15 protein-coding genes are annotated in these 19,046 nt (G+C 57.4%); 11 read left to right on the top strand and 4 right to left on the bottom strand.

The features are described 5' to 3' along the window. Nucleotides 1–179 precede the first annotated feature (179 nt). From repA to ACIQJ2_RS35525, 5 genes are all read left to right on the top strand, one after another. Complete coding sequence (repA, locus tag ACIQJ2_RS35505) at nucleotides 180–1,367, top strand: plasmid partitioning protein RepA (protein ID WP_400676735.1); 1,188 nt, start codon at nucleotides 180–182, stop codon at nucleotides 1,365–1,367. Nucleotides 1,368–1,441: 74 nt separating this feature from the next. Next, nucleotides 1,442–2,428, top strand: a complete 987-nt coding sequence (repB, locus tag ACIQJ2_RS35510; RefSeq protein ID WP_400676733.1) for a plasmid partitioning protein RepB — start codon at nucleotides 1,442–1,444, stop codon at nucleotides 2,426–2,428. A gap of 154 nt (nucleotides 2,429–2,582) precedes the next feature. Then, a complete protein-coding gene (gene repC / locus ACIQJ2_RS35515; protein WP_400676731.1) occupies nucleotides 2,583–3,797 on the top strand; it encodes a plasmid replication protein RepC in 1,215 nt (404 codons plus the stop codon). Between the two features lie 207 nt (nucleotides 3,798–4,004). After that, nucleotides 4,005–4,763: a hypothetical protein gene (locus tag ACIQJ2_RS35520; RefSeq protein WP_400676729.1), complete on the top strand. Its 759-nt coding sequence runs from the start codon at nucleotides 4,005–4,007 to the stop codon at nucleotides 4,761–4,763. Between the two features lie 250 nt (nucleotides 4,764–5,013). Then, a complete protein-coding gene (locus ACIQJ2_RS35525) occupies nucleotides 5,014–6,339 on the top strand; it encodes a hypothetical protein (protein WP_400676727.1) in 1,326 nt (441 codons plus the stop codon). Nucleotides 6,340–6,435: 96 nt separating this feature from the next. On the opposite strand, the gene ACIQJ2_RS35530 is transcribed toward ACIQJ2_RS35525, so the two are convergent. Then, nucleotides 6,436–7,581 carry a site-specific integrase gene (locus ACIQJ2_RS35530; RefSeq protein ID WP_400676725.1) on the bottom strand — a complete coding sequence of 382 codons (1,146 nt, stop codon included), beginning with the start codon at nucleotides 7,579–7,581 and terminating at the stop codon, nucleotides 6,436–6,438. 193 nt (nucleotides 7,582–7,774) lie between these two features. Between ACIQJ2_RS35530 and ACIQJ2_RS35535 the strand changes: the two genes are divergently transcribed. Genes ACIQJ2_RS35535 through ACIQJ2_RS35545 form a run of 3 tightly spaced genes read left to right on the top strand, consistent with a single transcriptional unit; the run spans nucleotide 7,775 to nucleotide 11,471 of the window. Next, the gene (locus ACIQJ2_RS35535; protein WP_400676723.1) at nucleotides 7,775–9,415 is read left to right on the top strand and encodes a Mu transposase C-terminal domain-containing protein; all 1,641 of its coding nucleotides are present in this window, start codon (nucleotides 7,775–7,777) and stop codon (nucleotides 9,413–9,415) included. After that, nucleotides 9,412–10,329, top strand: a complete 918-nt coding sequence (locus ACIQJ2_RS35540; protein ID WP_400676721.1) for a TniB family NTP-binding protein — start codon at nucleotides 9,412–9,414, stop codon at nucleotides 10,327–10,329. The genes ACIQJ2_RS35535 and ACIQJ2_RS35540 overlap by 4 nt, the downstream gene beginning before the upstream one ends. Then, the gene (locus ACIQJ2_RS35545) at nucleotides 10,227–11,471 is read left to right on the top strand and encodes a TniQ family protein (protein WP_400676719.1); all 1,245 of its coding nucleotides are present in this window, start codon (nucleotides 10,227–10,229) and stop codon (nucleotides 11,469–11,471) included. The genes ACIQJ2_RS35540 and ACIQJ2_RS35545 overlap by 103 nt, the downstream gene beginning before the upstream one ends. Before the next feature lie 57 nt (nucleotides 11,472–11,528). On the opposite strand, the gene ACIQJ2_RS35550 is transcribed toward ACIQJ2_RS35545, so the two are convergent. Continuing rightward, complete coding sequence (locus ACIQJ2_RS35550; RefSeq protein ID WP_400746730.1) at nucleotides 11,529–13,001, bottom strand: alkaline phosphatase family protein; 1,473 nt, start codon at nucleotides 12,999–13,001, stop codon at nucleotides 11,529–11,531. A 142-nt stretch (nucleotides 13,002–13,143) separates the two neighbouring features. Here ACIQJ2_RS35550 and ACIQJ2_RS35555 point away from each other — a divergent pair, with 142 nt between their 5' ends. Beyond that, nucleotides 13,144–13,686 (top strand): Chromate resistance protein ChrB, encoded by a 543-nt coding sequence (locus ACIQJ2_RS35555; RefSeq protein WP_400676715.1) that lies wholly within the window; start codon nucleotides 13,144–13,146, stop codon nucleotides 13,684–13,686. Next, entirely contained in the window at nucleotides 13,683–14,315 is a 633-nt protein-coding gene (locus ACIQJ2_RS35560) for a cation transporter (protein ID WP_400676713.1), read from the top strand. The genes ACIQJ2_RS35555 and ACIQJ2_RS35560 overlap by 4 nt, the downstream gene beginning before the upstream one ends. A gap of 109 nt (nucleotides 14,316–14,424) precedes the next feature. Here the strand turns inward: ACIQJ2_RS35560 and ACIQJ2_RS35565 are convergent, their stop codons facing one another. Further along, the gene (locus ACIQJ2_RS35565) at nucleotides 14,425–15,342 is read right to left on the bottom strand and encodes a recombinase family protein (RefSeq protein ID WP_400676711.1); all 918 of its coding nucleotides are present in this window, start codon (nucleotides 15,340–15,342) and stop codon (nucleotides 14,425–14,427) included. 529 nt (nucleotides 15,343–15,871) lie between these two features. Here ACIQJ2_RS35565 and ACIQJ2_RS35570 point away from each other — a divergent pair. After that, complete coding sequence (locus ACIQJ2_RS35570; RefSeq protein ID WP_400676709.1) at nucleotides 15,872–17,002, top strand: RHE_PE00001 family protein; 1,131 nt, start codon at nucleotides 15,872–15,874, stop codon at nucleotides 17,000–17,002. A 79-nt stretch (nucleotides 17,003–17,081) separates the two neighbouring features. Here ACIQJ2_RS35570 and ACIQJ2_RS35575 read toward each other — a convergent pair whose 3' ends face one another. Then, nucleotides 17,082–18,971 carry an ATP-dependent nuclease gene (locus ACIQJ2_RS35575; RefSeq protein ID WP_400676707.1) on the bottom strand — a complete coding sequence of 630 codons (1,890 nt, stop codon included), beginning with the start codon at nucleotides 18,969–18,971 and terminating at the stop codon, nucleotides 17,082–17,084. Between the last annotated feature and the right edge of the window lie 75 nt (nucleotides 18,972–19,046).

Below are 19,046 nucleotides of genomic sequence, written 5' to 3' on the forward strand. Positions count from 1 at the left end.
GGCTAATTCTGCCTAACTGTCGGTAACACTTCGCAGATTCGGCAGAGGTGCGCTTGTAGCGGCAATCTTGTTAACCCCTTGTTAACCTTATTTTCCTTGCCACGGTTCGGGAATCGGGCAATTGTCACGATAATTGGATCAAATCCTGAAAATTATCGTGACTAAAGGCAGATAGCTCAATGAACGTGAAAATGGCCACTTTGGAGAAAGTGACGAGTTTCGCGGATACCATTCTCGCACAGGGCGGGGATATATCCTCGAAGCTCGACATGCTGAGGCAGGAGAAATTCCCGCCGAACGCGCAAAAGACTCTTCGCCAATTTTCGCTGGCGGAAGTCGCCGATTTTGTCGGCGTCTCGCAGAGTTATTTAAAGAAACTCCACCTCCAGGGAAAAGGCGTGGAGCCGACTACCACTTCGACCGGCCGTCGCTACTACACCGCCGCCCAAGTCAACGAGCTTCGCCAACTTCTCGATCGTGTTCCACATCGTCAGGCCCATGAAAAACTACAGGTCATCGCGGTCGTCAACTTCAAGGGCGGCTCGGGAAAGACCACGACTTCCGCTCACCTTGCGCAGTTCCTTGCCCTAAAGGGCTATCGAGTGCTTGCGGTTGATCTCGACCCCCAAGCCTCCCTGACGGCGCTCTACGGCATCCAGCCGGAGTTGGACGAGAAGAAGTCTTTATACGAGGCACTGCGTTACGATGATCAGCGCAAGTCGATCAAACACATCATCCAGCCCACAAACTTTCCAAATCTGGATGTGGTGCCAGCCAACCTCGAACTGCAAGAATACGAGTATGACACTCCGATAGCGATGCAGCGCAAGGATTCGACCGCTGGCAAACTCTTCTACACTCGCATCGGCGATGCTTTGGCCGAAGTCGATGACCAATATGATGTCGTCGTGGTCGACTGCCCTCCCCAGCTCGGCTATCTAACGCTAACAGCACTTACGGCAGCAACATCGGTCCTCATTACCGTACATCCCCAGATGCTCGACATCATGTCGATGTCCCAGTTCCTGTTGATGCTTGGCGAGATCCTCAAGAGTGTCGAGAGCGTGGGCGTCGACGTGTCGCTCGATTGGTTCCGTTATCTCGTGACCCGCTACGAGCCCACCGATATCCCGCAACAGCAGATGGTTGGCTTCATGCAGTCGATGTTCGCGCAGCAGATGATGAAAAACCACATGGTCAAGTCGACCGCTGTTTCGGACGCGGGGTTGACGAAGCAGAGCCTGTATGAAGTCGAGCGCGCGCAATTCACAGCGTCCACATACGACCGTGCGCGGGAATCGATGGATGCCGTAAACAACGAAGTCATCGAGCTCCTGCAGAAGGCATGGGGGAGACGCCATGCTTAGTAAATTGTCAGCGGTACAAACTGTGACTTCTCGGAGCGAAAACAGCGGTTTGATCAAAACTGAGGCGCTATCCAATGGCACGTAAAGATGTTTTCGCAAACATAACGTCGCCGGCAAGTTTGGGCACCGAACGGCGCGCAACGCCTGGCTACGCGACGCATGGGGCGTCGCGATCGATGATTAACTCGTTGAGCGAACTCCGCGAGAAAGTCGCGCAGGCTGAACAGCAGATTACCGGCGAGACGATCATCGATCTCGATCCTGAACTCTTGGACTCTTCCTTCGTCTCCGATCGGATCGGAGCAGACGATCTCGCTTATGGCGAGCTTGTTGAGGGAATCCGGGAGCGCGGCCAGGACACACCGATTATGGTGCGCCCTCACCCGACAGCCAATGGCCGCTACCAGATCGTCTTCGGACATCGCCGAGCGCGCGCGGCGAAGGAGCTCGGCCGCTCGGTCCGCGCTGTCGTAAAAGCTTTGTCTGACGCGGATCATATTATTGCTCAGGGGCAGGAAAACTCAGCCCGTGAAAACCTCTCCTTCATTGAGCGTTCGATGTTCGCGCAAAATCTACTTGAGCTGTCGCACGAGAAGTCGGTGATTCAGGTGGCTCTCTCGGTCGACGCGCCGATGTTGACGCGAATGCTGTCGGTGGCGAGTCGTGTTCCAGCGGATATCGCAAACGCGGTTGGAGCAGCAAAGTCTGTCGGCCGCAATCGATGGACCGAGTTTGCCCAATTAATCGAGAAGCCTTCAACGCTCGATGTTGCGCGAGCATTAATTGGTGACCCGGCATTTTCCTTGGTCGATTCCGATGCCCGGTTCGAGCGGTTGCTGGCCGAAGTTAAAAAGGCCTCGAAACCTGCAAAACGACCAAGTCGCGCTAGTGAATGGCGTGCCGAGGACTCAAGTGTCCGCGCGGAATTCAAAGGAAGCGGGAAGAGCTATTCCATCGCTCTTAAAGCGAACGATGCCGGCAGGTTTGGGCGGTTCATCGCCGAGAACCTTGATCGCTTGCATCAAGAGTTTCTGAAATCCACTCAAGCAGAGGGAAAATAGCGGCAAAAGAAAAAGGCCCCCAAACGTCGCCGTCGTGGAAGCCTTCCTCATGTCTAAGCAACCTGAGAATCGCATTTCCATGAATCGCAGTCAAGAGTCTTTGGCGCCGGTTTGGTGAGCGGATTTCCTTTGCCTGTCGAAAGGTGAGAGGAAAATGCAAACAGGAAATGTGACGACGCCGTTCGGGCGACGGCCGATGACGCTTGCCTTGGTAAAAGGTCAACTCGCAACGGCAAATATCAGGGCAGGGAAGACTGTCGATAAGTGGAAGGTCTACCGTAACATCTGCGAGGCGAGAGCCCTGCTCGGCCTGCGCGATCGAGCGCTCGCCGTCCTTAACGCGCTGCTGAGCTTCTATCCAGAACAAGAACTCAGCGAAGACCGCAATCTTGTCGTGTTTCCGTCGAACGCTCAGCTAGCCATTCGCTCCAACGGAATCGCAGGAACGACTTTGCGAGAAAATCTTGCGCTCCTGGTTGATGCAGGGCTGATTCATCGTAACGATAGCCCAAACGGCAAACGCTACGCCCGTAAAGGGCATGATGGTGAGATCGAAACAGCGTACGGCTTTAGCCTCGCGCCGCTCCTCGCGCGCGCTGAGGAGCTCGCACTAATGGCGCACCAAGTCGCGGAAGAGAGCCAGCGTCTTCGCATTACGAAGGAGCGCATTACGATCGCGCGGCGCAACGTACGCAAGCTCATCACAGCTGCTGTAGAGGAGGGTGCACCAGGGAACTGGCAGGCAGTTGAAGACGCCCTTATCGGGGCTATCGCGCGCATAAAATTCGCCAAGACACCTGCGGCTTTGGAGGAGTGCCTCGACGAACTCAACCTTCTCAATGAGGAAACGGTCAACTTACTGGAAATCCAGTTAAATCCTCAAAAATGCGACACCAATGATAGCGAAAACCGCCAGCACATACAGAATTCAAATACCGAATCCTTAAATGAACTTGAACCTTGCTCCGAAAAAGAGCAGGTCGAAACGACAGTGGATAAGCTGAAACGTAGTGCCGAGCCGATAAAGGCTTTCCCGTTGGGAATGGTTTTGAGGGCATGCCCGCAGATTTCTGACTATTCAATTGGGGGGACGATTTCGCATTGGCGCGAGCTGATGGCGGCGGGGGTGGTTGTCCGCACCATGCTCGGAGTGAGCCCGTCAGCCTACCAGGAAGCATGCGAGGCGATGGGACCCGAAAATGCGGCGGTGGCTATGGCTTGCATCTTGGAGCGCGGCGGACTCATCGCTTCGCCGGGGGGGTATCTCCGCGACCTCACGCGGCGCTGCATGAGGGGCGAGTTCTCGCTAGGTCCGATGCTGATGGCGCTTCTAAAGGCAAATGGCCCAGAACGGCTACAATCGGCCTGAGGTTAAGCTCGGACGGGCAACTACTCTTGGAATGGTGCGGGTGACCAGATTGTCAGCGGTACAAATTGCAAATTTGTGTCGCAATTACAGCATGATAGCGCTGCGTTTGACGCCGCGTTGTACCGCGATCACATCGTTTGTTCTCAGGCGACCAATTTGGGAAGTGTTTAAGTAACTAGTCGAACGGCATAGAAGGGGTCATGGAAAATGGGCGAAAAGAAAACTCGCACCGCGTTGCTGGTAGCGCGCCATCCACGCTGCACGTACTGCGGAGGGAGCGCGCCCACGACTTCCCGCGATCACTGCCCCCCTACCAGTCTTTTCGACGCGTCTCACCGGCCCGCCGGACTGGAATTTGGAGCGTGCACAGAATGTCACGAAGGCACTCGCGAGATCGATCAATTCATTGCTATGTTCAGCCGGTTAAATCCTACTGATGCTGATGACACTCGCCGTGAAGAACTGATTAAGCACACGCGTTCCTTCACGGAGCGATACCCCGAGCTAGCGAGAAAGATTTTCAAGCCGGGCGTTCCGATCCTGCAAGAAGGTCGAAAACGATATCTTGTGGCTATGGATCGAGATCCCAGGGTTGATCGAATTTTTTCCGCTTTTGCTGCGCGCTTTAGTCTAGCGTTGTATCGAAACTACCGAGGGGCGCCGGCTCCGCTCGACGCGAAAATTCAAACGAATTGGCTGACCAATTACGACCTCGATTCGGATCCTACATTGGATGGGTTCCTTGAGAAGTTGGGTGGGCTCTATAGTCTGCATCAGGGGAAGTGGCACGTTGCTGATCAATTCCGCTTCTGGGCGGCGGGGGCACAAGACGACCCCTCCGCGTTCATATGTTTCGCTGGCATCCGCGAAACGTTTGGATTCACCGCTGTTTTGTCAACCAGCACTGTCTTGCTCGACAATGAGGACACCTTCAGCCCCGGGTTCTTGAAGGGGTTCCGTATTTGAAATTCTCGGGGTTTAACCCCCGCAGTCCAGTTTGTAGACGACAGGACGCGCCCATAACTTGGCTGCAACTTCATTCCGTCGTCCTCGCAGTCACTTAAAAAATGTCTCTTTGGTGCGGTGACGACGCGAGGTTTGCCATGAACTATTGCGACGTCGGACGGCAAATAATCGAGCGTAATGTATCTATTTCGGTGACTAAATACTGAGCTTGAAGCGCTAGGGTGGCTTCGGTGAAGCATGGAAAGCGATGATGGACGACGGAAAGAGACAATTTCGGACCTACTGTATCGACCATCGCACCGCGCAAGGCGAAATCATCAAGAGTTACGTTGGGGTGACCATCCGATCTCTTGAAAGGAGGCTCTCCGCACACTTGCGCGAAGCGAGCAGGGCGAAGCGGAGTATATCGCTCTATTCTTTGGGGCACGCGATCCGAGAGGAGCTGCGCGGCGGCGCGGGGAATAGTGGCAGGTTCTCGATCCGGGAACTCGGCGTTCACCAGAGCCAAGCGGAGATGCTCGAGCACGAGGCTCTCTGGATTGAGAAGGTGGGTACGATGGCCCCGAATGGTTACAATCTCATGCCCGGTGGAAGCAGTGCGGGCGGGCTCGGAAACACGAAACCGGTCGAACTTTTTGTAGACGGTGCGCTCATGTCATTCAAGTCGATTGCTGAGGCCGCGTATGCACTTGCAACCGCTGCCAATATTGACCCTGCCAAGTTCCAGGCTCGGGCATACTCTCGGATCGACAACGGATGGACGGTTGCCGAGGCTTTTGATCTCGAACCTCATGAGGACGGCAGGACGACGGAACGCAGCCGCAAGGCTGCTGCCGAGGGTCGGCTCTTGGCCACAGTCAGGTCCAAAGACTATCGCGATCTGCTTAAAACCAAGCAGCCGAAGATCCGCAAGGGTAGCTTGCTGCCTCATCCGACGGAAGAGGGGCGAATGGTGACCATCGACCAGTTCATAAAAATTAGCGAGTTGCCGAAATCAACTGTCACGCACCGGCTGAAGCGGATCTGGCCGATTGAAAAACTGCCGCGCGAGGAAGTGATCAAAAAGCTGACGACAAAGGAAGATCGGCGTCGGATTTTTGAATTCATGCATGATGGCAAACTAGTTAGGGAAGGGGTCAATGAGCTAGCGGCTCGGTTCGAAACGCCAGGTGGAAATACGCGAGCTGCAATCAAAAAGCGCCTCAAGGCTCTAGCTGATACGGCAGGTCAGACAGAGATTCTTCAAGCCGTAGGCCTCCTGGAGCGACCCAGCAAGAGACATCTCGTTCCGGCCAAGCCCGTCTCAAGCAAAAGAATCCACCTTGCTGATTGGTCGGTGGCCTACGGCTCCCAATACGTTAAGCTGCCGCGCCAGATGGATTTTGTTCGTTGGTTGCTTTCATTCTTGCATCCGTCGCTAGAGGGTGAGGAGAAACGCGACGCCGGATACCGACTGCAAAAGCGCGTGACGGCGCTGGCCAAGAAGGGACGGAAGCCGTGGGAGATCGCACATCTTCTAGCCGGCTTAGAACTGGTTAAGGCTCCGAGCATAGAGCCGCAGTCTACTCCAACGTAACCCACAACAACGAAATAGGAGGAACTCCCGCGCTCCGATCCCTGGCATAATGCGATCTTATGCGGAAGGCCGCAATGCGCGGACTTACTACAGCGATCAGAGAAGTCGAGCTGCACGACCGCTGCGCCGAGTGGCGTTATTGTAATAACTCAAGGCTTGTTGAACAGAGCGATGCCGTGATTGTTCCATCGCCTCGGGAAGGGGGATGCCGCGATTGGCGGCCTCAGTCAGATATCCCGATCGTAACCCATGCGCCGAAAACTCCCCCACATTGAGCCCCGCCATCTCCGCGCGCTGCTTCAGGATCGCATTGACCGACTGCGGGTCGAGCGCCCGCCTCGAAACCGTGCCCCAGCGTCCGATCCCCCGGAATACGCTGCCCTTGTCGATCTTTGCGGCCGCCAGCCAGGCATTCAATGCTTCCACCGGCGGGCCGGTGAGATAGACGACTTCGTCCTGCTCGCCTGATGTCGTCTTGGTGCGGCCAAGATGAATGGCGAGAGAGGGGAGGGGAGGGCCGTCGTCCACCTCGATCGGCGGTTCGACCGTCAACTGCTCCACACGCAGACCCGCAATCTCGCTACGCCGGCGGCCACCGGAGGCGAAGGCGACCATCAGGATCGCTCGATCGCGGACGTCGCGAAGGCTGTCGCTCGAGCAGGTCGCCAGCAACTTTGCGAGAATATCGCCGGTGACGGCCTTGGCACTCTTCCGGGTTCTCTTTCGGGGCACGGCCCGCACGGCGAGCCGGATGGCGGATTTGAGGGGAGGGGAGGCGAAGGCGCCCTCGAGGCCACGCCATTTCGTGAGGGTCGACCAGCTGGCCAGACGGCGGCGTACCGTATCTGGCGCATGCGGGCCGATGGATTTCAGAAAGCCTTGGCGCCGAAGCTTTTCATCGACGTCGTCAGGCATGCCATGATCGGGGTCGTTCGCGCGCTTTTCCGGATCCCAGAGATGGTGTGCGACGAATTTGAGCAGCAGCGCTTCGGGTGCCGGCCAGGGCAGCGACCGGCCGGTCGCCGCCAGGCCCCAGGCTTCGAGATAGGCGAGATCGGAGGTGAGAGCCCGCAGCGTATTGTCGCCCATGCCCTGATTGACGAGATGCCGCAGCGTCTCGACGTCTTTGTCAGTCAGCAGCTCTGCTAGCTCGTCGCGCCGCTCCAGCGGCAGAACCGCGGCGATCGTGTCGAGTTCTTCTGATCGGCGTTCGACGGCGGATTTCGATGTGGACGACGACAAAGGGGGCTCCGAACAGGTTGCTGTGCGGCGATGCAGCCGTCCACTGACCCTGTTTTTTCTTGTCCATCTTTTTAATTAGGCGGACTGCATGTCTTTGTCGCGTAACAATAATCGCTCATTCTAATTGAGTGAACTTGGGTAGGTTCGGTGAAATTTTAGCCTGATTTGCAGCTCGATGTAAGGGTGAGCACCGATGGGCCGGAAACCAGACAAGTTGGCCGTCGACGAGGCGGTTTGGCTGAGGGCGGTGTCACGCGAGAAGATTATTCGCCCCTTGGCTCTGTTGCCCCGCCTTTCGGCGGCGCATGTCGGTAGGACCTGCCGCGAGCTGGAGTTGGGCCAAACCCGATTCTATAAGCTGCTGAACCAATATCGTGCATCGCCGGTCACGAGCTCATTGCTGGACGCTCTACCGGGTCCCGCCAAGGGCAGAGTGTTGTTGCCGCCGGAAGTCGAGGAGATCATTCAAGCGGCAATTCGCGACACCTACCGCAAACGTGAGCGGCCGACGATCACCGCTCTTCACGATCGGGTACGGCAAGTTTGCCATGAACGCGGAGTTCTCGCCCCATCGTGGACGGCCGTCCGGGCTCGGGTCGACCGCATCGATCCCAAGATTCTTATGCGATGGAGGGAAGGAGCGAAGGCCGCAACCGAAAAGTTCGGCGTTGTCGTGCAAGAATATAGCGCCGACTACGCCCTTCAGATTGTTCAGATCGATCACACGCTGGTGGATTTGTTCATCGTCGATGCGGTCAGCCGCAAGCCGCTGCAGCGCCCCTGGCTTACGCTGGCGATCGATATTGCCAGCCGCATGGTGGCCGGCTTCTATCTCAGTCTGGAAAGACCCTCATCGACATCCGTAGCCTTGGCGATCCAGAATCTGGTGATGCCGAAAGAACCTTGGCTGCAGGCGAAGGGCATTGATGCCGAGTGGCCGGTTTTTGGATTGCCCGACGTCATTCACCTCGACAATGGAGCAGAATTCCATGGCAAGGCCCTTGTCAGGGGAGCCCCTGAGCATGGGATCGACCTGATGTACCGGCCTGTTGCACGCCCACATTACGGCGGGCATATCGAACGGTTGATCGGGACCATGATGGGTGCGGTGCACCTGCTACCGGGGTCCACTTCGAGCAACATTGCCAAGCGAGGCTCGTACGATCCGCAGAGGCATGCGGCGATGACACTGGACGAATTGGAGAGATGGATGGCCCTGCAGATCGTCGGCCGCTACCATGCCGAAGTTCATCGCGCATTGCTGCTTCCACCGCGGACAGCCTGGGACGACGCGGTTGCGGCCCGTTCCCGGCCGTTGCGCCTGCCGCATGATCCAGAACGGTTTCTGCGCGATTTTCTCCCCTACGAGGAACGTTGCATCCGCAGGGATGGCCTGCATCTCTTTGGAATTCGCTATTGGGATGACGTTCTCAGCCCTTTGGCCGGCCGATCATCACGCCAGGTTCGGGTGAAGTACGATCCGCGCGATCTCTCTCTGGTTTATGTCGAGCAGGCAGACGGTTCGATCTGGCCAGTGCGTTTTGCGGCTTTGGACCGCCCGCCGATTACGCTTGGGGAACATCGCCTGGCGCGTGCCGCGTTGCGGGCGCGGGGAGTCCGCGCTGTCGACGAGCATCTGATTTTTGAAACCATCGCCGAGCAACGGCGACTTATGGAGAGTGCCGTTCAGCAGACCCGGGCCATGCGCCGCCACGCCGAGCGGAAAGAGCGCGCGTTGGCAGCTCGAGATCGGACTACCGATCTTCCGAAACCGGATGATGAAGACGATGTCTGCATTGATGTGTCGCCATTGGCGGTGGAGGAATGGTCATGAGCGACTATCCCCATCTTCTCCCGGCTTACCGGAGCTATGCCGACTTGAGCGATATTGAGCGTATAGCGTGGATCCGGGCGGATCGTTGGCTCGAGACAGCGCAGGCAAATTCGGCATTGATGCGGCTCGAGGATCTGCTTTCCTATCCCCCGCGAGACCGCATGCCCTGCCTGCTCCTGTACGGTGACACCGGCATGGGTAAAACAAAAATCATCCGCAAGTTTCTACGTGATCACCCCGTGACGTTCGACAGGGGAACCGGCGAAACCTTCATGCCGGTCGTGGCGATGCAGATGCCCGCGGAACCATTGGAGCGGGATGTCTATGGCGAGCTCTTGAATGCGCTCGGTGCGCCCGGGCCGAGCAGCGACGCGGCATTCCGTCTCAAAACGATCTGCCGCAGCCTGATGCGCAGGATGGGCGTCAGAATGCTTGTGATCGACGAGATCCACGCAATGTTGACAGGCACGTTTCGCCAACAGCGGATTTTTCTCAATGTGATCCGGTTCCTTGCCAATGACCTCAAGGCGCCTTTGATCTGCGCGGGCACCGATCTTGCCCGACAGGCGCTTCTAACGGACCCGCAGCTTGCCGAGCGGTTTGAAGCATTTCACCTGGAGCGCTGGTCGAACGATCAGTGTCTGACCCAGCTTCTTTCGAGCTTGGCGTCCATCTTTCCGCTACGGCGGCCATCGGCAGTGACGTCGCCGGCGGTCCGTCGGCGTGTTCTTGAGCTCACCGATGGTGTGACGGTGCGCATATTCCGGCTGATGGAGACCGTTGCGGCCGATGCCATTCACAACGGCAGTGAATGCATCACCGCCGACAGCTTCAACCGCGAAGGCCTTGTGTTGCCGCTCATCGCCATGGTTCGACGGTCGGAGCATACTCTGCAGCGGCGATCGTCGCGGTGAGGCAAATCCCGCTCCTGGCGATCGCACCCCGGCCTTATGCGGACGAGTTGATCTCATCCTGGCAGGGTAGAGTGGCTTGTCGCTACGGATGCACGCCGGCCGAAATCGAGCGCTGGCTAGGATATGAGGATCGGCCGCCGTTATCCGGCAGTTTCGAATTGGAGGATTTTCGCCCGGATCTAGTGGTTCTCAAATCGTGGGTGCGTACAACCAGATTAAAGATCGCAGAAGTCGAAGCAATGATGCTGAGCCGATCGGTGAGGTCGATCGACTGGTATGTTGCCGACCGCCGGGAGCGCGGGATCTGCCCCGATTGCCTTGATGAGGATGTGTCGGCGGGCCGGGACCATTATTTTCGTCGAGAATGGTCCCACATCGAAGCCGCGGCTTGCCGCAAGCATCGTCGGATGCTGCAAGATTGGTGTGGCTGCTGTTTCGCGCGGGGCCGATTCCGCTTCGAATGTAGCGAGGAAGGGGCAAGGCTCATCTGCGGTCACTGCTTGATTGCGGTATCGGGCGGACAAAAGAAAGTTGAAGGGGCGGCCACGCTGGATTTCCTTCTCATGCTGACGGCCGCGTTAGGCGCGGCTGTCGAGGGAAGGGAGGGGCGCGCACTGGGTGAGATAAAAGCTGCAATCGAAATCTTGTGGTCGCCATCGCAGGCGAATGGCAAACCGTTCATCGCCTGGCTTGACCTGAAGCTTCCTTTTGGACGCCTTCCTGCTTTCACGGCACGCCGCAACCCGCTCGCCAGCCTGTCGCTACCATGGCGCATCGCCACATTCGTAGCCGCAGCGCAGCTGCTTGATCTGGCACAGGCTAGGCGTTGGTTCGGACCGCCGCCGCCGTTCCTTGAGCAGGAGCTTGCCACCTTTCAACGGGGTTGGCCACTGCGATCCGTCGAAGCGCCTCAGTCCGGGAAAAGGACAGGCATCGTTCCAAAACTCAGGCTCCGGCCGGACGTCGAATACCACCGTTTGGCCAAGCAGATCATGGCAAGCGACGAGTGGAAGACGGTTCCCAACATGACCGAACGTCCACGGGACAGAAAGATTGGTCGTCTTATGAACCGGGCACTCAAAGGCGAACTAGGCCGAAGCAACAAGGCTTTCAGCCCGTCTGCAGATTTCGGAAGGGATTAACCGACGCATTCAAGCGATCACGAGGGGGAGTTGGCCTCCCCCTCGTTTCAATATTCGTTACAAACTTGGCAGGATCTGTGTTGATTCCGCCTTCACCGCCTGAAGTTCGTTCGGGTCTATTCCGAGCAATTTCAATGCGGATGGAGCCAACTGCACCAAGCTTGCCGGCGATGATATCGTGCGAGCCTGGGCATGCGGCTGAGCCACGAGCAGCGCCACGTTCGTATCCTCGACGGAAAAGCCGCCGTGATCCGCGCCGCGGGTCGTCATGCTCTTTCCGGCATAGACGGTTCCGTGGTTCACCAAGCCGATGATGTCGGGAGCAGTGGGATCGGTGCGCGCGTCGCCGACCACCGAGGCCAATGCGTCACCGTAAAGGATTTGCCCGACGCCCAGTTCCGGATGGGCCCGCATCAACTTCGCAACGGACTCCGTCTCGCTCTGATCCTTCAGCCAGACCAACATCACGTCGTCCTGAATGTTGGCGCCCATCTTGTCGCCAATCAGTCCCTTGAGCAGCGACGTACTGACCGTCTTCAATTCCGAGCGAGCGATCGGCATCTGCCCGTGCTTTGCAGTGAGAATAATAGTCGTCGTATCCGTGAGGTTCTCGCTCTTCAACGTGTCGAGAACAGTCTGCAGGGATGCATCGGTGTGCTTGAGGGCCTCGGCAATGAGCGGACCCGGCGTTGCGTTGCTGTCGAGATATCCGCCCTCCGGCAGTTTCTGTGCGATGTTAAGGGCCTGGATATTGAGACCGAACAAGGCGGGAACGCCGACCTTGTTTTTGCCGGTGTGGTCGAAGCCACGAATTTCGTTCTTCAGGGCTTCGGTCTTTGTGTCGTCATACGCCATAATGGCGGGAAGCGTCACCTCGATACCATGGATTTCCGGCAGGTAAAGATCGTCGACTCCGGTGCCCGACGGTCCATTGATGACTTCGTAGGCCGGGTGCTTGTCCATCCACGCCGTTCGCATTCCATGGCTCTTTACCACTTCGAATACGGTATTCACACGCACCTCGTCGTGCGGATAAACAGGTGCGCACTTCTTGGCGGGATCACGCGGAAGCTTTGCGACATCGATTGGGGAGCCGCCATTCTTCGACGCGCCGCCATCGACAGCGTTCGGATCGGCGTCGACGGACTCGTCGAGAATGACATGTGCGCCCAGCGCCGAGCAGTCCGAGCCGGCGGGTGCAAGATTGCGGGCATAGAATTCAGGATAGTAGATGCCGGTCGTGCGCGGTGTGCCGCCGGTCATCATGCTGACGACGGATGTTAGCGAATCCGAGGGGACGGCGGTCGATGCGTTGGTATAGGTCGTGCCCATCGACGAGAGCTTGGCCATCGCAGATATTGGATTTTCTTTAACATAGCGCGCCAGATCAACCGCATGAAGACCATCGATGCTGATGATGAGCACATGCTGGGAGGGGAGCGGCGTCGCCGCGAGGAGCGGCATGGGTTGCGTGGCAAGCGCGGTTCCAAAGCAAAGAGATAAAGTGAGGGGGCGGAAGAAACGATGCATAAAGTTGGTCCCTTATGGTGGCCATGCGCCGGGATCGACGCGGCGTTTCCCTATCCTGTTGACATAACAGTTCGATGAAGCGTTGCATTGGTTGTGAAATTGCTGATACAACTAGATGTAACAGACGTTACAGCAGGCTCCGATGACATCTCTCACTTGGCTTCTTCTCACCTATAAGGTTCCTTCCGAACCGTCGCGTTACAGGGTAAGTTTTTGGCGCCGGCTTAAAGGTATGGGCGCGGTCTATCTTCAGAACGGCGTTTGCCTTCTGCCGAAGACGGACGAGCATGTACGCCACATCAAGCTCTTGGAAAACGAGCTGGCAGAGATTCAGGGTGAAGCTGTCATTCTGGAAACTGTCGCGCTGGACAAGTCGCAGCAAGATAAGGTTATCGGTCGCTTTAAAGCCGACCGTGACGAAGAATACCGGGAGTTCCTCGGCAAATGCTCCGACTTCGATGCGGAAATAGCCAAGGAAACAGCCGACGGCCATTTTACCTATGCCGAGCTTGAGGAGAATGACGCCGATCTGAAGAAACTCCAGACTTGGCTGGAAAAAATCAGAAAGCTCGATTTCTACGGTGCGGATTTGGCCGAGGAGGCCGAGCGGCGGCTCGCCGAATGTGAAGCGCTCTTGGATGGCTATGCGCGCCAAGTTTACGACGCCCAGGATGAGAACCGGTGAGGAAACAATCAGCGTCCCAGGATGGCGCGACGGCCCAACCCACCAACGCTGATCTTGCAAGGATCGTCAGATGGGTCGCAGCGCTCAACATCGGCTACTTCGGGATCGAATTCGTCGTCGGTCTCTCCATAGGGTCAGTCTCCCTGTTCGCTGACAGTTTGGATTTCCTTGAGGACGCATCGGTCAACACGCTGATTGTGATCGGACTGGGGTGGGGCATTCGAAATCGCGCCAGGCTCGGTATGCTACTGGCCGCCCTTTTGATGGTGCCGGGGCTTGCCACACTGTGGACCGCCTGGAGCAAGTTTCATTCTCTGGTGCCGCCCGATCCCCTATCCCTGACTTTGACGGGCGCCGGCGCGCTGATAATCAACCTTCTCTGCGCGTTCCTGCTGGCACCGTACCGCAGCCATGGCGGCAGTCTCACCAAGGCAGCCTTTTTGTCGGCTCGAAACGATGCGATCGCCAACATCGCGATCATCTTGGCAGGGCTGATAACCGCCTCCCTGTGGTCGTCAGCCTTGCCGGATCTGATCGTTGGGATTGGCATTGCCATAATGAACGCTGACGCTGCACGGGAGGTGTTTAACGCCGCCAAGGACGAGCACCGTTTCGGAATTGAAGCATAGACTAGTAAGCCCCGGAGCCAATCCGTCGTGTTGCCACCCTCATTGGAACGAAAGATCGAGATTAGTGGCGCATCTTTCTAACAGGTCTTATTCTGCTCCCGGCGAGGGGTCAATTGCGGACGAGCCCGAAGCGATGGGCCTCGTCCAATAACGCCCTGACGGACGACGGCTGCCATTTCCGGCCACCACGGGCCGGACGCTCTCCCATTTGATCCAGTTGCGCGGCAATCTCCCGCAGTGTCAGATCGGGATCGGCGATGGCGATCGCGGCGACGAGCTTCATCAAGTGATCTTCGGGAGGGCGGCGAGGGGATCGCGCAAGGAGTTCCTTTTCGGCAAGCTTTTCGCGGACCATTCGATGAACGGCGCGCCGGAGCCGTTCCACCGTCCAGTCATGGCCGCGGCGGTTGAGAACCCGCACGACATTGTCCCAACTGTGCTGCGGCCGGAGCTGCCGCACCGTCGGGAGCCACGTCTGTGCCGACGAAATCAGTTCGTCGAGATAAAGTTTCTCGCGTGCTTGCGACACCGCCTTGATCGCTTCCGGTCGGCGCTCGCGCAGACCGGGATTTCCGGGAAGCTTGCCCCTGGCTTTCGCAGCCTTGATGCCAGCCTTGGTCCGCTCGGCGATCAGCGCGCGCTCAAGCTGGGCGACGGCGCCGAGCACCTGCAGGGAAAACATGCCCTGCGGTGTCGACGTGTCGATCGGATCGCGCAGCGAGCGGAAATGCACGCCCCGTTTCTCGAGGTCTTCGATTACTTGCAGCAGATGGCTGACCGATCGTGCCAAGCGATCGAGACGAACGACGACCAGCACGTCGCCAGTAGTGAGATCCTTCAGCAACTTGGTGAGCACCGGTCTTGCGCGGGATAGGCCGGATCCGTGCTCCTGATGAATGCGATGGCAGCCGGCGGCGCGTAGCTCGTCGACCTGGGCGTCGTTGAGCTGATCGTCGGTCGAAACCCGCGCGTATCCGATCAACCGTTGCTGCGGGGAGGGGGAGCTGACGGTTGCAACCTGTGGCATCAGATATGGCTCGTTTCTGGCGGCGTTTGTACAGATAATGAATGTATGAGAAAATGAGGGTTTGCAAGCGTGTTTTATGACCAAAATAGGAGGCCACACAACGCGTTTTCCGATCCGAGATAGGCAACGACCCATCTAGGCCACGGCACGCCCGTCAGCGACCCTCCACGGCCGAAGTGCCCCAAAACTGGCTGTTTTGCGAGGGGTCGAGCGCTGCGCTGTCGTAGTGGGCAGACTTTGGCGAGATGTGCTTGGGGGAGGGGCGCTCGGCCGAACGGTTCGGCGCGCCTTTTCCACTCAATGAAGCGGAAAATTCCACCGATCCAAAACGAAAAGGCGGGAAAAAGCCTGCATTTGCGGCTTTTCCGCCGATCCTCAACGACTGACATTTCTGATTTGCGGGTTGAAATCAACAACCATCGATAAACGATGATTATCGATGGTTATAACCTCTACCAGCAATCATACCATGTGACGAATACTAACTTTCAGATAGAGTTCCTATAACAAATCATTTACCATAAATTCAATGGCTTACGATCTCGCGAAAATCAGCATGACACCCCTGATGCGACCGGCTTTCGACGCCGGCATCGCGCTCGCCCGTCTTGACGAGCGCATTGCCCGCTCAACCGTCGGCGCGGGCTTCCTCGAACGATCCCATTTCACCGATGCCTGCGCCTCGCTGTGGATCGACGGCGAACTCGTCCACCTGGAAGACCTCGTCCTCCATGACGCCACCCGCGATATTCGCACGCCCACCCATGAGCTGACAATCGCCCGCGACGTGCTGCGAACCCGTCGGCGCGTCGCTGCGCAGTCGCCGGATTGGGCACTGTCGCCCGATGGCGTTCGGGCGCTACGAAAGACCGCGGAGATCATGGCGGCCGGAACGGATGATCCGCAGGCAGCCGGTGCCACCAGGCGTATGGTCACAAACGATCCAGAAGGGGAGGGGGACGATGACGACGCAGCCGACAATCTTCCGGGCGTCGACTACGCCGCTATCGATGCGGTGCTCGCCCGGTCGGAGGCGGCGATCCAACAGGCTTACCGACCCAGGCGCACTGATACCGGCGAACGAGACCCTCTCGTCTATGATCTCGACTGGGACGAAGACGTGCGGCTTGAAGAGTGGCGCGCGGTGCTGCGCCAGCTCGAGACTTTACCGGCTGCGCTGCAGGCGATCGTTGCCCTCGACGCCTGGAACGAGCTCTCCGTGCTGCAGCATGCGCCTTGGCTCGGCCGACTACTGGCCGCCGCGATCCTGCGCCAAGCCGGTGTCACGTCTGGCGCGCATCTCGCGGCGATTAACCTCGGCCTCAAAACCATTCCCGTCGATCGACGCCGGCATCGTGATCGGGAGATCCGGATGCTCGCCATTGCCCACGGATTTTTGGCGGCCGCCGAGCTCGGGCTGAAAGAACACGACCGGCTGGCGCTGGCGAAAACGATGATGGACCGAAAACTGGAAGGGCGGCGAACGTCTTCGAAACTGCCGGAGCTGGTCGAGCTCGTCATGGCAAAACCATTGGTGTCGGCCGGCATGGTGGCGAAGGCGCTCGAGGTGACGCCGCAGGCGGCGCGGCGGATTGTTTTGGAACTGGGCTTGCGGGAGATGACGGGCAGGGGGAGGTTTCGGGCATGGGGTCTCATCTAGGGCAAAGACTATCATCAGCGTGGTGCGTTTGCGCAGAATGCGGAGGCCTAACGACGCATTAGCTCCGGGCTGAACGCGTTCAGGCTGCAGCTGCCGGATTAAGTCTCGGATTTCCTTCTTGATCATTTAGCTTGGCCCAAGCAACAAGTTGAGCCTCGACTTGCGTTAGGAAGTCCCCACCGGCATCATGGTCAGCCGGGTCATATGCTTCACCCTCATACAGGCTCCCTATAAGCAATCTGACCTTATCCTTCAGATCGTCATCACCATTGACACGACGGAACGCCGCATAGGGCTTATCTTTCCCAAGCTCCTCGCCACCCAGGTAGCGTTCGAAATCGGGCACGCTCCACCGATGATATACGACGTGCCCTTGCTGTCGGCACAAAGTGATCTCGTTGCGGATGGACGTATTTATCGCCCACATCGCGTTGCTCGCCCCATCCGATCGACGTGGCCAATCTACATCATGCACAATTCCAAAATTAGCCTTGAAATGCCGCAGCATTTTGATGAGTGGCACCAGTATTGCCTTTCCACGTGCGCGGATAATGCTAACCTTCCCTGCGAGTTCGTGCTGAGCCTTGACGATTGCGGAAATGAAAGCGGCGTGTTCGGTATCGCCCTCGACTAATATGGGATAACTCCCGAAAAAGATCTCAGAGAAGCCCACGTCGGTGAGCTGGAGGGCTTGAAGGTTGTCCCTTTCCACGTCGGAAAATTCGACATCATCTGCCACGTAAAGCCGGGGCGAAAGAGATTTGCCATCGCTTGAGCGCTGTAGTCTAGCGATCGTCGTGTGGTCGACAAGCGGATTGATAAAATAGGGCGAGTGGGTGGTGATCAAGACCTGCCAGTCTGGATGCTGGCCGAGAGCGTAGAGGTGAGCCTGCGCCGCCCTTGCGGCCATAGGATGCAGGGCGTTTTCAGGTTCATCCATTAGAAGGATGTATCCCGGCAAGGCAGGATCCTCGGCATCCTCAGGAATGGCCCCACCCTCATTGAGGGCTGCAATTTGTTGAATGACCAGTTTGGTCGCTTCGCTGTCGGGATCCTTCTTTTTTTCTTTTATGAGACTCGTGTTAAGAGTCTTCAGCAGGGCTTCACGCCGCTCGGTCTGTCGGCTGATCTCATTGTGAACTTGAAGCATTGACCAGAAGAGAGCACGGCGCGCGCCCGTGCCCTGTTGAGAGACACGCGATTGGCCTGAAGGTTCATCGACGCGGATGCCTGACCCCTGTTTCAATAGGGCGTCGATCTTTAGCTCTGGGCTCGTCATCTCAACGTGAAGACTGACGCTTAACCCAGGGAAAACTCCTTGGAAGCCGGTCTTGATCTGCTCAGAGATCGCGCTCAACCGCTCTTTGTGCGGCTCGGCCAAGCCATTCACAGTAGCTGCAAGCGCCGCTTTGTCTTTCGAGATCTGCGACTCCGCGTCTGTCTCTAGTGCCTTGAGCTCTTTGACCAATGGATTCAGGGCAAGCGTAAGCAGAATATCTTCTGTCGAAAGCGCGTCGTCTAACGATTTGATACGCATCGGTTTAGGAAGGCGTGAAGTGAAAACATTATCAGCCCCGCCGGCCTTACCCTCATCTGCCCAGTCGTCAATTTGTGGGTCCCAAGTCTGACGGACAGCTTTCCCCCCGATCGGCCACATCCATCGGCTGCGGACAATTCGTTTCTCGCCGTCAACGATTTTCCACTTTTCATCGACGTTCCCCATGCCTTGGGGAATATGAACCTCGAGTTGGATTTCTGACGGATCGTCAGCCGGTGCCCAACTGCATCTATCGTTCGCTGGATTAAATTGCCCCGGACTTACAGCCAACTCGTAGGCACGAAGAATAGTCGTTTTCCCGGAGTTGTTCGGGCCAACCAAACAGAGCACATCATCAAGTTTAACGCTGACTGATTCAGGCCCAATGCAACCCACGTTCTTGACGGTGATTTTAAGCAGTTTTGATCGCATTCTTCTCCCCCAAAAGTTCGTTGAGGATGACCGAGTCGATGGACAACTTCAACGTGTCGCATCGAAGATTTGTGG

The organism is Rhizobium sp. NPDC092011, assembly GCF_044756305.1.
Taxonomy (GTDB): Bacteria; Pseudomonadota; Alphaproteobacteria; order Rhizobiales; family Rhizobiaceae; genus Rhizobium.